The 14,370-nt window shown below is 52.1% G+C and carries 15 protein-coding genes; 14 read left to right on the top strand and 1 reads right to left on the bottom strand.

What is annotated here, in order from left to right:
* The first annotated feature begins 42 nt into the window (after positions 1-42).
* The 13 genes from ACTHPM_RS01915 (at position 43) to ACTHPM_RS01975 (ending at position 12,542) form a co-directional block, all read left to right on the top strand.
* Positions 43-303: a stage V sporulation protein S gene (locus tag ACTHPM_RS01915; RefSeq protein WP_006286829.1), complete on the top strand. Its 261-nt coding sequence runs from the start codon at positions 43-45 to the stop codon at positions 301-303.
* A gap of 157 nt (positions 304-460) precedes the next feature.
* Positions 461-1,465 (top strand): dipeptidase, encoded by a 1,005-nt coding sequence (locus ACTHPM_RS01920; RefSeq protein WP_440393494.1) that lies wholly within the window; start codon positions 461-463, stop codon positions 1,463-1,465.
* Positions 1,466-1,629: 164 nt separating this feature from the next.
* A complete protein-coding gene (locus ACTHPM_RS01925) occupies positions 1,630-3,384 on the top strand; it encodes a 2-oxoacid:acceptor oxidoreductase subunit alpha (protein WP_440393495.1) in 1,755 nt (584 codons plus the stop codon).
* Positions 3,385-3,386: 2 nt separating this feature from the next.
* On the top strand, positions 3,387-4,253 hold the full coding sequence (locus ACTHPM_RS01930) for a 2-oxoacid:ferredoxin oxidoreductase subunit beta (RefSeq protein WP_440393496.1): 867 nt from the start codon (positions 3,387-3,389) through the stop codon (positions 4,251-4,253).
* 111 nt (positions 4,254-4,364) lie between these two features.
* A complete protein-coding gene (gene pduL, locus ACTHPM_RS01935; RefSeq protein WP_440393497.1) occupies positions 4,365-4,937 on the top strand; it encodes a phosphate propanoyltransferase in 573 nt (190 codons plus the stop codon).
* A gap of 177 nt (positions 4,938-5,114) precedes the next feature.
* Positions 5,115-6,677: a tRNA (N6-isopentenyl adenosine(37)-C2)-methylthiotransferase MiaB gene (miaB, locus tag ACTHPM_RS01940; protein ID WP_440393498.1), complete on the top strand. Its 1,563-nt coding sequence runs from the start codon at positions 5,115-5,117 to the stop codon at positions 6,675-6,677.
* 64 nt (positions 6,678-6,741) lie between these two features.
* Entirely contained in the window at positions 6,742-7,155 is a 414-nt protein-coding gene (locus tag ACTHPM_RS01945; protein WP_440421410.1) for a RicAFT regulatory complex protein RicA family protein, read from the top strand.
* A gap of 106 nt (positions 7,156-7,261) precedes the next feature.
* Positions 7,262-7,732: a GNAT family N-acetyltransferase gene (locus tag ACTHPM_RS01950; RefSeq protein ID WP_440393500.1), complete on the top strand. Its 471-nt coding sequence runs from the start codon at positions 7,262-7,264 to the stop codon at positions 7,730-7,732.
* A gap of 40 nt (positions 7,733-7,772) precedes the next feature.
* Positions 7,773-8,174, top strand: coding sequence for a PaaI family thioesterase (locus ACTHPM_RS01955; protein WP_440393501.1), 402 nt, complete (start codon positions 7,773-7,775; stop codon positions 8,172-8,174).
* Between the two features lie 93 nt (positions 8,175-8,267).
* Positions 8,268-9,062 carry an NUDIX domain-containing protein gene (locus tag ACTHPM_RS01960; protein WP_440393502.1) on the top strand — a complete coding sequence of 265 codons (795 nt, stop codon included), beginning with the start codon at positions 8,268-8,270 and terminating at the stop codon, positions 9,060-9,062.
* 151 nt (positions 9,063-9,213) lie between these two features.
* Positions 9,214-10,665: a nicotinate phosphoribosyltransferase gene (locus ACTHPM_RS01965; RefSeq protein ID WP_440393503.1), complete on the top strand. Its 1,452-nt coding sequence runs from the start codon at positions 9,214-9,216 to the stop codon at positions 10,663-10,665.
* Between the two features lie 243 nt (positions 10,666-10,908).
* Positions 10,909-11,904 (top strand): acrylyl-CoA reductase family protein, encoded by a 996-nt coding sequence (locus tag ACTHPM_RS01970; protein WP_440393504.1) that lies wholly within the window; start codon positions 10,909-10,911, stop codon positions 11,902-11,904.
* Positions 11,905-12,026: 122 nt separating this feature from the next.
* On the top strand, positions 12,027-12,542 hold the full coding sequence (locus tag ACTHPM_RS01975) for a hypothetical protein (RefSeq protein ID WP_440393505.1): 516 nt from the start codon (positions 12,027-12,029) through the stop codon (positions 12,540-12,542).
* 67 nt (positions 12,543-12,609) lie between these two features.
* Here the strand turns inward: ACTHPM_RS01975 and ACTHPM_RS01980 are convergent, their stop codons facing one another.
* A complete protein-coding gene (locus tag ACTHPM_RS01980) occupies positions 12,610-13,125 on the bottom strand; it encodes a MogA/MoaB family molybdenum cofactor biosynthesis protein (protein WP_440393506.1) in 516 nt (171 codons plus the stop codon).
* A gap of 192 nt (positions 13,126-13,317) precedes the next feature.
* On the opposite strand from ACTHPM_RS01980, the gene ACTHPM_RS01985 reads away from it, so the two are divergent.
* On the top strand, positions 13,318-14,316 hold the full coding sequence (locus ACTHPM_RS01985; RefSeq protein ID WP_440393507.1) for a CobW family GTP-binding protein: 999 nt from the start codon (positions 13,318-13,320) through the stop codon (positions 14,314-14,316).
* The last annotated feature ends 54 nt before the right edge of the window (positions 14,317-14,370 follow it).

The raw sequence follows: 14,370 nt of genomic DNA on the forward strand, positions 1-14,370 counted from the left end.
GTGGAAGCGAACCATTCATCATTCCCAGGGGAGGTACTTACCATGGAAGTATTAAAAGTTTCAGCAAAGTCCAATCCAAATTCTGTTGCCGGTGCTCTAGCTGGCGTGCTTCGTGAACGTGGTGCTGCTGAACTGCAGGCAATCGGAGCGGGAGCGCTAAATCAAGCCATTAAAGCGGTTGCCATTGCCCGGGGATTCGTCGCGCCAAGCGGAGTTGATCTGATCTGCATTCCAGCCTTTACGGATATTGTGATTGATGGGGAAGACCGGACCGCAATCAAGCTGATTGTGGAACCTAGATGAGTCGGTAGGCATGAATCGTTGTTGAAACCTGTTTATTGATATAAGCTGAATCGAGTCGGCGTATGTGAGGGAGCTTCCCTCAGACTTGCATTCAGTTTATATGGGATAGACAGGTTTTTTTGCATTCATCATCGAAAAAAGAAAGGAGAATGTCGTCATGAGCATTCCCGTAATCGATTTTCATTGCGACGTGTTGAGTAAATTGAGGGAGGATGCGGGCATATCCTTTCTGAACGACCCCAAGCTCGACGTAACCTATGAACGCCTCGTTCAGGGTGATGTATCGCTGCAGTGTTTTGCTATTTTTTTGTCCGAGCAATGGGGAATCCCCCGCTACGAGTTTATATTGGACCAGATCGACGCTTTCAAGACAAGGGTTATGACGACGGCAGAGGGGGTACGCTGGCTTCGGTGGAGGGAAGAGGCATCTATGCTAGCTGAAGAGATCCAAGCGGCTGGCAGCCCGATGGGCGCCCGCAGCAAGCCTTGGGGCCTCTTGTCGGTAGAAGGGGCGGATGGGTTCGAAGGCAGTTTGTTCTATGTGCGTATGTGCTATGAGCTGGGAGTCCGCTTTCTCGGCATCACCTGGAACTATGCGAACTGGGCGGCGGATGGTGTGCTTGAGAAGCGCAAGGGCGGTTTTACCGAAAAGGGCAGAAAGCTGATTGATTTAAGCAACGAACTGGGGCTGCTGCTGGATGTGTCGCATCTTTCCGAGACCGGATTTTGGGAACTGACCGAGCAATCGTCCAGACCATTCATAGCTTCCCATTCCAATGCCAAATCAATATGCATGCACCCGCGGAATTTGAACGATGAGCAGATCCGTGCGATCATCGCTATGGATGGCCGCATTGGAATGACCTTTGTGCCCTGGTTCGTCCGCGAAGGCGGAGAGGAGCCGGTGCGGCCGGAAGAGCTTTTGCCACATATCGAGCATATTTGCGCGCTTGGCGGAGCCGGGAGCCTTATGATCGGATCGGATTTCGACGGTATCGATACCTGGATCCAGGATTTGGAGCATCCGGGGAAATTTCCGGCGTTTGCTGAACTGCTATGCAGGCATTATCCGGAGAATTTGGTTCGCCAATGGTTTTCGGGAAATGCGTTGTCTTATTTAAGCAAACATTTACCGGAAAAAGGGGCACCGGACAGCAAATAAAGCGTGAACCGGAGCGATATGCCATGATGCAGGACATGCAAAAAAACCTTGCTATTTGCTTCGGTTCCTCATAAACTTTTACATAATTATTAGCCGTTTTTTGGGTATCGTGCCTGGGTGATAATCGGATGGCACGCAGGGAGCGGTAGAAGGAGTGGGCTTTTTTGATCAGTCAATTATCATGGAAAATAGGCGGGCAGCAAGGGGAAGGCGTGGAGAGCACGGATCGGATCTTTTCGACGGCGCTCAACCGGCTCGGATATTACCTCTACGGCTACCGCCACTTTTCGTCTCGGATTAAGGGTGGACACACCAATAATAAAATTCGTATCAGTACGCGGCCGATTCGGGCGATTGCGGATGATTTGGATATCCTGGTCGCCTTTGACCAGGAAAGCATCGATTTGAATGCACATGAGCTTCGTCCCGGAGGCGTGGTCATTGCGGACGCCAAATTTGGACCGCTGCTGCCGGAAGGCGCCGATGCACGTCTATTTCCCGTGCCGATCACGTCCTTGGCAGAGGAACTTGGAACTTCTCTGATGAAGAACATGGTTGCTTCCGGAGCGTCATGGGCGCTCCTCGGATTGCCGATGGACGTATTCAACAAAGCCGTCGAAGAGGAATTTGGCCGGAAAGGCGCAGCAGTCGTGGAGAAAAACATCGAGGCTGTGAAGAGCGGCGCGGATTACGTGCTTGAATTGGCTGGAGGTCCGCTGGAGGACTTCAGACTGGAGCCGGCCGACGGCAAGCAGAAGCTGTTCATGATCGGCAACGACGCGATCGGGCTGGGATCGCTTGCCGCGGGCTGCCGGATCATGAGCGCCTATCCGATTACGCCGGCTTCGGAAATTATGGAATACCTGATCAAGAAGCTGCCTAAAGTCGGGGGAACCGTTGTTCAAACCGAAGATGAAATCGCCGCCATCACGATGGCCATCGGTGCAAACTATGCAGGTGTCCGCTCCATGACGGCTTCTGCGGGCCCAGGCTTGTCCCTGATGATGGAAGCGATCGGTTTATCCGGAATGACCGAGACGCCGGTCGTGATCGTCGACACGCAGCGTGGAGGGCCGAGCACGGGACTTCCGACGAAGCAGGAGCAGAGCGACATCAATGCCCTGATTCACGGCACCCACGGCGAAATTCCCAAGATCGTACTGGCTCCAAGCTCCATCGAAGAATGCTTCTACGATATGATCGAAGCATTCAACCTGGCAGACAAGTACCAGCTGCCTGTGATCGTGGTCACCGATTTGCAGTTGTCTTTGGGCAAGCAGTCCTGCGAGCCTCTGGATTACGACCGGATCTGCATCGACCGCGGAAAGCTCGTAGAGGAAGCTCCGGAGCTTGCAGCTGGGGATTTGTTCAAACGATACGAGCTATCAGAGGATGGCGTATCACCACGGGTGCTTCCGGGCCAGAAGCATGGCATTCATCATGTCACGGGCGTTGAGCATGATGAAAGCGGTCGTCCATCGGAAAGCGCCGTGAACCGGAAGCTGATGATGGATAAGCGTCTGGGGAAAATGGACCGAATTACGGTGGAAAACCCGATTCACATCGACGCGCCTTACGAAGAGCCTGAGCTCTTGATTATCGGCATGGGATCAACGGGCGGCACGATCCAGCAGGCTAGGAACATGCTGGGACAAGAAGGAATCACGACGAATCAGATGACGGTCAGACTGCTGCATCCGTTTCCGGCCGAATCCGTCAAGCGCTATGTAGAGAAGGCCAAACAGGTCATCGTTCTTGAACATAATGCAACGGGCCAATTGGCAGATCTGATTAAGCTTCATGTCGGAAGCCGGGACAAAGTGACGAGCGTGCTGAAGTACGACGGCAACCCGTTCCTTCCTTCCATTGTGGCGGACGAGTGCAGAAATGCCTGTATGGCGAGTAAGGAGCTGGTATAACGATGGCTACATTCAAAGAGTTTCGCAACAATATCAAACCGAACTGGTGCCCGGGCTGCGGGGACTTCTCCATCCAGGCCGCCATTCAGCGTGCAGCAGCCAACTCGGGCCTCGAGCCCGAACAGCTGGCGGTCATTTCAGGCATCGGATGTTCCGGGCGCATTTCAGGCTATATTCATGCCTATGGATTTCATGGCATTCACGGCCGTTCACTCCCGATTGCGCAAGGCGTCAAGCTGGCCAACCGGGATCTGACCGTCATCGCCTCAGGCGGGGACGGCGACGGCTTCGCGATCGGGATGGGGCATACGATCCATGCCATCCGCAGAAACATTAACATGACCTACATCGTCATGGACAACCAGATTTACGGTTTGACCAAGGGCCAAACCTCCCCGCGCAGCGCGGAAGGCTTCGTGACCAAGAGCACACCGCAGGGCGCGGTGGAAACGACGCTGTCTCCGCTTGAGCTGGCTTTGTCTGCAGGCGCGACGTTTGTAGCGCAATCCTTCTCCAGCGATATCAAACAGCTGACAGCGCTCGTGGAGGAAGCGATCAAGCATGAGGGCTTCTCGATTATTAACGTATTCAGTCCCTGCGTGACCTTTAACAAGGTCAATACGTACGAATGGTTCAAGGACAATATCGTGCCGCTCGATTCCATGCCGGATTACGACCCGTCGAGCCGGATTGCGGCGATGACCACACTGATGGAGACCGGGGGCATGGTCACCGGACTGATTTATCAGGACAAAAACAAGAAGAGCTATGAGAACCTGGTGCCAGGCTTCCGGGAGGAGCCGCTGGTGCGGCAGGAAGCGCTCCTATCGCGCGAACAATTTGACAATCTTGTAGCGGAATTCAAATAAAAAGCCGAAAAGACGCCCGCATAAGCGGTAGCGTCTTTTTATTTTCGGGTAAAAGGATGTATAATGATGTCTGGCGTACAGATCATAGAGAAAAAATAAGGAGTGATCCACGTGAGTAAAACTGTACCTGTTGGCGTATCTGCAAGACATATTCATCTTACCCAAGAACATATTGAGGCTTTGTTTGGAGAAGGCTATCAGTTGACTGAGTTTAAACCGTTGTCCCAGCCGGGCCAATTTGCCGCTAATGAAACGGTAGCGGTGATCGGATCGAAGGGGCAATTCGATAAGGTGAGAATTTTGGGGCCAGCCCGCAAGGCGAGCCAAGTGGAAATTTCCCGCACCGATTCCTTTGCGATCGGCGTCAAGGCACCGGTTCGCGAATCCGGAAATATTGAAGGAACGCCTGGAGTCAAAGTCGTAGGTCCGAAGGGTGAAATCGAACTGGAGCAGGGCGTGATCGTTGCTGCTCGCCATATTCATTTCCATACCTCGGATGCACAACAAATGGGAATTGCCGATCAGCAAATGCTGAAGGTGCGCGTCGGAGGCGAACGTGGCGTCGTATTCGAGAACGTCATCGCACGCGTGTCGGATTCCTTTGCACTGGACATGCATATCGATACCGATGAAGGCAATGCGGCCGGAGTGAAAACCGGGGATACCGCTGAAATTATCGACTAATACGGTATCACTATATAGACTGCTTCAAGAGAAAAACGGGAGAGAAATCTCCCGTTTTTTGTTGCTTTTGGAGGTGCCGGAAAGTAGATAACAGGAAAAGTTCATGGTATAATTTATTGGAATGCCTATTTAGGCTTGAGGTTTGTTCCTAAGGGAATTGAAGGAGTGATCGACAGCATGGCCAAGGAAACCAAGGATTACTCCAAATATTTTGATTTTTCCGATGCCAAGGTCCTGTCCGAGGATGAACATGGCAAGACCATCCGGATCAAAGGCCGGGAGATTCATATTATTTCGGAGCCTAACCATAGACAGAGCAAGAAGCGCCGCCGGGAAGATGTCCAGGTGCTGTACGATACAGCAATCCCCGAAGACCTTCGGGAGATCGGCAAAGGCAAGCATTACATTGTATATACCTTCGGATGCCAGATGAACGAGCATGATTCAGAGACGATCAAGGGCATGCTGGAAGAAATGGGTTATACGTCCACGGAAGAGCGGAAGGAAGCGGATATTATCCTGCTGAATACTTGCGCGATTCGTGAGAATGCCGAAGACAAAGTGTTTGGGGAACTCGGGCATCTGATGCATTTGAAGAGGGAAAAGCCCGATATGCTCCTTGGCGTTTGCGGGTGCATGTCCCAAGAAGAGAATGTGGTCAACCGCATCATGCAGAAGCATGGCTTTGTGGACCTGATCTTCGGAACCCATAACGTTCACAGACTTCCGCATCTCATCAAGGAAGCGCTGCTCAGCAAGGAAATGGTGGTCGAGGTATGGTCCAAAGAGGGCGATATCATTGAAAACCTGCCGAAGAAAAGGGAAGGACTGCGCGCCTGGGTCAACATTATGTACGGCTGTGACAAGTTCTGTACATACTGTATCGTTCCGATGACCCGAGGAAAAGAACGCAGCCGCAGACCGGAGGACGTCATTGCCGAAGTTCGCGAACTGGCCCGCCAGGGCTTCAAGGAAGTAACGCTGCTCGGACAAAACGTCAATGCTTATGGCAAGGATTTTACCGATATGACATACAGCTTCGGCGATCTGATGGACGATATTCGCAAAATCGACATTCCGCGCATCCGGTTTACGACTTCACATCCGCGGGATTTTGATGACCATCTGGTCGAGGTGCTCGGCAAAGGCGGCAATTTGGTGGAGCATATCCATCTGCCGGTGCAATCGGGCAGCAGCGAAGTTCTGAAAATTATGGGACGGAAATACACCCGGGAAATTTATCTGGAGCTTGTCCGCAAAATCAAAGCCGCCGTTCCCGGCGCAGTTCTCACCACGGATATCATCGTAGGCTTTCCAGGCGAAACGGATGCGCAGTTTGAAGAAACGCTGTCTCTCGTTCATGAGGTGGGCTTCGATTCGGCATATACCTTTATATACTCGCCGCGAGAAGGAACTCCAGCCGCGACCATGGAAGACAATGTGCCGATGGAGATGAAGAAGGAACGACTCCAGCGTCTGAACCGCGCCATCGAGATGCACAGCCGCAAGAGTCACGAGAACCTTCGCGGTCAGATCGTCGAAGTGCTGGTGGAAGGCGAGAGCAAGAACAACGCCTCCGTGCTTGCCGGGCGCACCCGTACCAACAAGCTGGTCCATTTTGAAGGCGGACCGGAGCTGATCGGCAGCTTTGTCCGCGTTAAGATTACGGATGCGATGACCTGGTACATCAAGGGTGAGATCGTCCCGCACACCAATGCAGCTCCCGCATTAACAAGGTAGAGTCAATCCAACGGAATAGGGGTAATAGAAAATGATTGAAAAGGGCCATCTCAACAGTTTGGGCATGATGTCTTACGATACGAAGGACCTGATTATCCGCGACGATATCATGGCAAAAGCCAAGGAATTGGCTGAACTGATTTCGAGCAGCGAAGAAGTGCAGCAGTACCAGAAAGCGGAGGAGAAAATTCGCAACCACGAGCATGTGCAGCAATTGATCGCCACGCTTAAAAAGCGTCAAAAAGAAGTGGTAGCTTTTGAATCTTTTCAAAATCCGCAAATGGTATCCAAGATCGAACAGGAAATGGAAACGCTCCAGGATGAAATCGACGGCATTCCGGTCGTTGTTGAATTCCAGCAGAGCCAAAGCGATATTAATTACCTCCTGCAGCTGGTAATGTCCGTGATTCGCGATACGGTCTCCGAGAAGATCAATGTGGAAACAGGAACGGAAGCCCCACCTTCAAGCTGCGGTTAAGTCAATGAATTAAGGCTGTGGATCTTGGATCCGCGCCTTTTTTTGTGGATGCGGACCGGCCTTGGCCGGCCCGCGGTCACTTCCAACAGAAAGGATGGCCATCCAAATGAGAGGAGAAGCGGACATACGGCGTAAGCAGCCGGATGAGCTGCTCCCGCAGGAGCTGCTTCTTCTGGCTGACCCCGAATGGACTCAAGTAGAGATGTACCTGCATTCATGCGATTGGTTTCTTGCAGAGTCAGACGGCAGGATCATTGGTGTGTGCGGCTTAATGGGATTGGAGCACGATACTGCCGAAATTATGAATGCAGCGGTGGATCCCGCTTATCAGGGCAGAGGACACGGGAAAAGGCTCATTTTGCACACTTTGGCTCAGGCTGCAATAATGGGATATGAAAAGGTGGTCGTCAGGACCGGAAATTCAAGCCTGGACCAGCTGGGGCTGTACCAGAAATGCGGATTCCGAATGACCCGGATAGAGCGGGACTATTTTGTGAACAACTATCCTGAACCGATTTATGAGAACGGTATTCCGTGCAGGGATCGGATTACACTGGAAATGAATACCCGAGAGTAACAAGGACATCATCAATAGAGACAGCAATGGGGGAATCATAATGAATGCATTGGAACAAATGATCGCGCGCGGCGAAAACACGTTTTGGTCGTATCTGGGCTGTGAATTTGTGTCGGCGGACGAGGACAAGATCGTCATCGCTCTGGATGCGAAGGAGCATCATACCAATTCTATGGGTATCATTCACGGCGGCGTCCTGACGTCCCTGATGGATCAGGCCATGGGCATGGCAGCCACGGCTGCCAAGGATCAAGACAGCTGCGTCACGACCAACATCAACGTACATTTCACGTCCGCGATGAAGACAGGAAGACTTACCGTCACGGCTCGCATCCTGCATATGGCTGGACGTTCCATGACGACAGAAGCACGCATACACGATAGCGAAGGTACGCTCGGCTGCCTGGCCACCGGAACGTTCAGGGTCATTCATCGTAAGTAACGCTGCACGGGCCGGTATTTTCCGAAAAACACTTGACATTTCTTATCTGTAAATCATAATGAAAGTATCAAAAAGAGATTATGTGGTGATGAAATGAAAGAACACGGGCAGCAGGCTGATGCTTCACTGGAAGCAAAAGCTTATTCAGCTAAAAAATATCGTACGCCGGACGGCGTGCCGGCGGATATCGTCATGTTTACACTAACCAAGAAGGAACGGAAAACGGTAACCAAGACGCTTCCCATCCGCGAGCTCAAGGTCATGCTGATTCGGCGCAAATCGTGGCCGTTTGCCGGCATGTGGGCGCTTCCCGGCGGCTTCTGCCAAGAAAGCGAGTCGATCTATGATGCGGCAACGCGCGAGCTTAAGGAAGAAACGGGGGTCGACGGCGGCCATCTGGAATACTTAGGTGTTTATAGCACACCTGGAAGAGATCCGCGCGGCTGGATTATCAGCCATGCTTTTTTTGCCCTAGTGGAGGAATGGATGCTGGAAAGCAGACAATCAGCGGACGATGCCGGAGAGGTCGGCCTATTCGGCATCGAAGAGGTGCTGAGCGGATTGGAGCTGGCTTTTGACCACAGGGAAATCATCCGGGATGCATACCTTCGCATACAGCAGCAAATGCTGCATTCCACCATCGCCCGCCAGTTCCTGCCGGAACAGTTCACGCTGAGTGAATTGTATCAGGTCATCCAAACCGTGGTGCCCGAGTTCAGTGAACCGAATTTTATCCGCAAAATTACATCAACCCGCAGCAGACAGGGCATTCTGGAGGAAGTACGGGACGAGGACGGCAAGCCGCTGAGTTCCAACCAGTATTCCCAGCGTCCGGCGCAGTTGTATAAATTTACGGATTACGCGCCGCTGTTATCGATTTATACCTAAGCGGATTGCAGACCGAAGATGATTGGCCGAATGCCGCATTTTACAGGCGGTTCTAAAGCCCGGTATGACAAAGGAGCAGAAGAAGCCGCTACTTGGAGGCTTCCTGCAGACACCGCGGTCAGGGACTGGAAGACAAAGGAGGAAGCCTGCCATGCAAACCGCAGGATTGGCATTACATACGGATAAGTATCAAATCAACATGATGTATGCGCATTGGGTAAACCGTTCGCATCAACAGAAGGCTGTTTTCGAGGCCTACTTCCGCAAACTTCCCTTCGGGAACGGGTATGCGGTCTTCGCCGGACTGGAGCGCATTGTGCATTATATCGCCAACCTGCGTTTTACGGACGATGACATCAAGTATTTATCTGAGCAGGAAGAAAATTATGATTCAGCGTTCTTGGAGGAACTGAGGCAGTTCCGTTTTTGCGGAAATATGTACTCCATGCGCGAAGGGGCGCTCGCGTTCCCGAATGAGCCTCTGATCCGAGTAGAAGGCACTATTATGGAAACGCAGCTGGTTGAGACGGCGCTTCTCAATTTCATGAATTTCCAGACCTTGATCGCTACGAAGGCCTCACGCGTTAAGCAGGTTGCGGGTAACGACGTCCTGCTTGAATTCGGAACACGCCGGGCTCAGGAGGCTGATGCTGCGGTGTGGGGGGCCAGGGCGGCTTACGTCGCCGGTTTTGATGCGACCTCGAATATGCTGGCTGGCCAAAAATTCGGGATACCGACAAAGGGAACACATGCTCACTCCTGGGTGCAGAGCTTTCCGTCCGAGCAAGAGGCGTTCGATACCTACGCGAGAGTCATGCCAGATGACGTCACGCTGCTGGTGGACACCTTCGACACGCTGAAAAGCGGTGTTCCGCATGCCATCGAAACCGCGAAGAAGCTGGAAGCCGAGGGCAAGAGAATGTCCGCGATCCGCCTCGACAGTGGTGACCTTGCATACCTGTCCATTCAGTCCCGTAAAATGCTGGACGACGCCGGACTGCCTTATGTCAAGATCGTCGCATCCAATGATTTGGATGAGAATACGATATTTAACCTGAAGGCACAAGGCTCCCGCATCGATACCTGGGGCGTCGGTACCCAGCTGATTACAGCTGCGGACCAGCCGGCCCTGGGCGGCGTATATAAGCTCGTGGAACGCGAAGTCAACGGGAAGATGATCCCCACGATCAAAATTTCCGGTAACCCGGAAAAAGTATCAACGCCGGGCAAAAAAGACGTGTACCGCATCGTGGATCGGGTTAGCGGAAAGGCAACGGCTGATTACATTATGTTTCCGGACGAAGAAGTGCCCCATGACGGCATGCGCCTGAAGCTGTTCAACCCGCAGCATCCTTATCTGCACAAATACGTGAAGAATTACGATGCGATTCCGATGCTGACCCAAGTATTCCGGAACGGACTGCAGGTATATGAGCTGCCTTCGTTGGAAGAAATCCGGCAGTATCATCGAGAACAGATGGATTTGTTCTGGCCGGAATACCTGCGCAAACTTAACCCTGAAATCTATCGCATTAACATTAGCGAAGAAGTATGGGAGCTCAAGCAAAAGCTGATGGCAGAATATATGCAGGTGGAAGAATAGGAAGAAGAGATTCAGCATTTCGAATGCTGGGTCTTTTTTTATACTGGGGAAAAATCGCTGTGAGAGCATGATAGAATATGGACTCCCCTACCCCGGATTATTTCTCGGGAAAGCGCACAAACCGCCAATTATTGCAAAAGGATGCTTTTGATCGACATGAACAGCGTGCTGCAGATCAATGATTTGTCAGATCGGGCGGTGCTATAATGGAAATGGAACATTACTCAGGGGAGGGAATAGACAATGGAATCATTTCGAGCATTCGTCATCCGGGAGGAAGCGCAAGCACTAGCGGGCAAGGTCGAGGAGCTGACGATGGATCAACTGCCTGAAGGCGACGTACTGATAAAGGTTCATTATTCGGGCGTCAATTACAAGGATGGCCTGGCGAGCCTGCCCACCAGCAAAGTCGTGCCGAACTATCCGATGATCCCGGGCATTGATCTTGCCGGTGAGGTTGTTGAATCGGATCATCCGGACTTCAGCGCAGGCGATTTGGTCTTGTGTACGGGATACGGATTGGGAACGAATCATTATGGCGGTTTCAGCCGGTATGCCCGTCTTTCGGGTGATTGGCTGGTACGGCTGCCTGATGGACTCAGCACACGTGAAGCTATGGGGATTGGCACGGCGGGCTTTACGGCAGCCTTATCCGTCGATCGTTTGCTGCACTGCGGGGTAACACCGGACATGGGGCCTGTTCTGGTTACTGGCGCGACCGGGGGCGTAGGGAGCTTCGCCGTTAATATTCTTGCCCTTGAAGGCTTTAACGTGACGGCAAGCAGCGGTAAGTCGGAGGAACAGAGCGCCTGGCTGAAGGAGCTTGGGGCAGCGGAGGTAATCAGCCGTGCTGAAGCAGCTGTCTCAGCTGCAGGCCCGCTTGTCAAAACGCGCTGGGCAGGTGTTGTCGATCCGGTAGGCGGTGAGCAGCTGGGTGGCCTTCTGAAGAGCATCCAATATGGGGGAGCCGTTGCGTTATCGGGACTTACAGGCGGAACCTCGTTCGAAAGCACTGTTCATCCTTTTATTTTGCGCGGAATTCAGCTGCTAGGCATCGATTCGGTCTATTGTCCGAAGCCATGGAGGAACCGAATTTGGGAGAAGCTCGGGCAAGATTGGAAACCGGTACGGGCTCTGGATCAAGGCATGAAGGAATGTACGCTGGAAGAGCTCCCCGGCATTCTTCAAGCGATTCTTGAAGGAAAGGCCGTCGGAAGAACCATCGTTCGTCTGGAATAAAGCAGCAGGTGCCGCGGGGTGACGGGTTCGCATAATATGCAGGCAATGTAGGCATTCTAAAGCCCATAACAGGCTGTCCTTCGCTCGATCGGCAGCAGTGAAATGGGAAGGGATGAACCGACATGAACAAACCGTTTGCATGGCTGCTGGCCTGTATGCTGTTCATGGCCGCGGTTGGCTGCGACCAGCATACCGTCATTAAAAAAGAAACCAAACTGTATAATTTCGATTCTTATTCCGAGGGAAATATCAGAGCACAATCTCAAGGCAAGGGTTTAAACGGGCAATTGCTGAATGAGCTGCAGCTGACTTTTGGCGCGAAGAAAATACCGCTTACTCATGAAATGTACGCAGAGGATGGCCGCGGAAATATCAGCTATATGTATTATATCCGGGGCAACCCGCAGCAGTACATTAACCTGCATGTGTTTACGGACGAGCAGGAACGGATCAAGCGAATCCATAATTGGTACGGGGATCAGCATCAGATTGATAAGCATAACATGCACACGGTTATATACAGCCATAACCGGGCCTCTTTGATCTACACTTCTTCCGGGAAAGACAAGGGGATGTACGACAAGCAGGTGCATGAGGTGTTTAATTCCTTGTTGAGCCGTATGGATTTTAACGATTAAATCAGACGAAATGCCGGTTCGCTCCATGGAGCTGACCCGGCATTTTTGGTGTGTTTGTGAAGCGAGATTATTCTTTTTTGTAAATCTCTCTCATGACATGGCCCAGCTCAGGAATAATGATCCGCTCCATAGCCAGTTTAACCGCACCTGTGGAGCCCGGAATGGAGAACACGGCGGTGCCTCCTGACGTCCCGGCGATGGCGCGGCTTAGAATAGCCGCTGCTCCGATGTCCTCCGTAAAGCTTAAGTATCTGAAAATTTCTCCGAATCCCGGCAGCTGCTTGTCCAGCAAAGAGGAAACCGCTTCATATGTTGTATCCCGCGGCGAGATGCCGGTACCTCCGGTTAATATAACGGCTTCCACTTTCGTGCTGCCGGATGCCTCATGGATCAATTCGCGGATGCCTTCGTAGTCGTCTTTGACAATTCGGTAGTCCGTAACGCGGTAACCCGCCTTTTCCAAATAGTAGCGAACCAATTGCCCCCCTTTGTCGGTGTCCGGTGTTCGCGTATCGGATACCGTAACGATCATACAGTTAACCATATCCGGGGCCTCGCTGCGGTGTTGGTCTGCTGATTTCATTTCTCTATACTCTCTCCTCTCCCAAGTTTGCATGTCTTTATAGGATATTCCTTTGAAAGACTCAAAGCAATATTTGGTGAGCATAGCGGGTTCAGCGCTCATCGCCGGCAGTTGCGGTGCAGCCGAGGCTGTAGTACACTTTGCTAAAAAACGATTGCCAGCGCAAGAGATGAAGAGGAGAACGAAAAATAAATGTCCAAGTCAACGGTAACGCCAATTTACATACTTTCCGGATTTTTGGGAAGCGGGAAAACAACCCTTCTCCAGAAGCTGGTCTCATACTGGCAGGACCAGAACCTGCTTCCTGCCGTCATTATGAACGAAGTCGGGGACGTCAATCTGGATGGACTGCTTGTATCAGAGCAGGTGCCCATGACCGAAATGCTGGGGGGCTGCATATGCTGCTCGATCCGCGGTGACCTCAGCATGGAAATTGCTGGCTTGATCCAGAGAGAAGCCCCGGACGTGATTGTCGTCGAGGCCACCGGCATTGCGAATCCGATGGAGATTCTGGACGGGGTCACGGAAGCGGCCCTCTATTTGAGAATCGAACTGAAGGGGGTTATAACGGTCGTTGACGCGCCCCATTTGCTTGAGCTCTATCACAATCAAAAGGGTAAAACCTTCCGTTTGATGCAGGAGCAAATCCGCACGGCGTCCTGTCTCATCCTGAATAAAACGGACCGTGTCAACGCAGACGAGCAGGGACTTCTGTCCGCCGTCATGGCCCGCTGGAATGAGTATGCTTCCGTCCTGCCTGCTGTCCGCTGCGAGGTTTTCATTCCTCATGTGCTGAAGTCGTTGAACGGTCCAATGGGAGACCTTCATGAAGGTTCTGAAGGGCATATCGGCGCAGCAGGTGAAGCCGCTGAATCCCATGATCACGAGGAGGCGCATTCACATACGCATCATGAACACGTAATGGTATACACGCATTACTTGAGCGGACCGGTGGACAGCAGTGAATTTGAAAGCTTCATCGCCCAGTTGCCTCGGGAGGTGTACCGGGCAAAGGGCGTCCTGACATTCAGCGATACGGCAAGCCGTTTTCTTTTCCAATATGCATTCCGGGAACCTGACTTTCTGAGCATAAGACCGCAAGGAGACGTGCCTGATGTCGTTGTGTTTATCGGTGAGCATTTTTCAAAAACGGCCATCGAGCAGGGCATGCGGGCGCTTGAAGAGGCCTGAGTGGTTCCACTTCATACTGATTTTTCCTGGTTTCTCCTTCCTCCGATATGGTTA

Origin of the sequence: Paenibacillus sp. SAFN-054 (assembly GCF_051966755.1) — a bacterium.
Lineage (GTDB): Bacteria > Bacillota > Bacilli > Paenibacillales > Paenibacillaceae > Paenibacillus_AQ.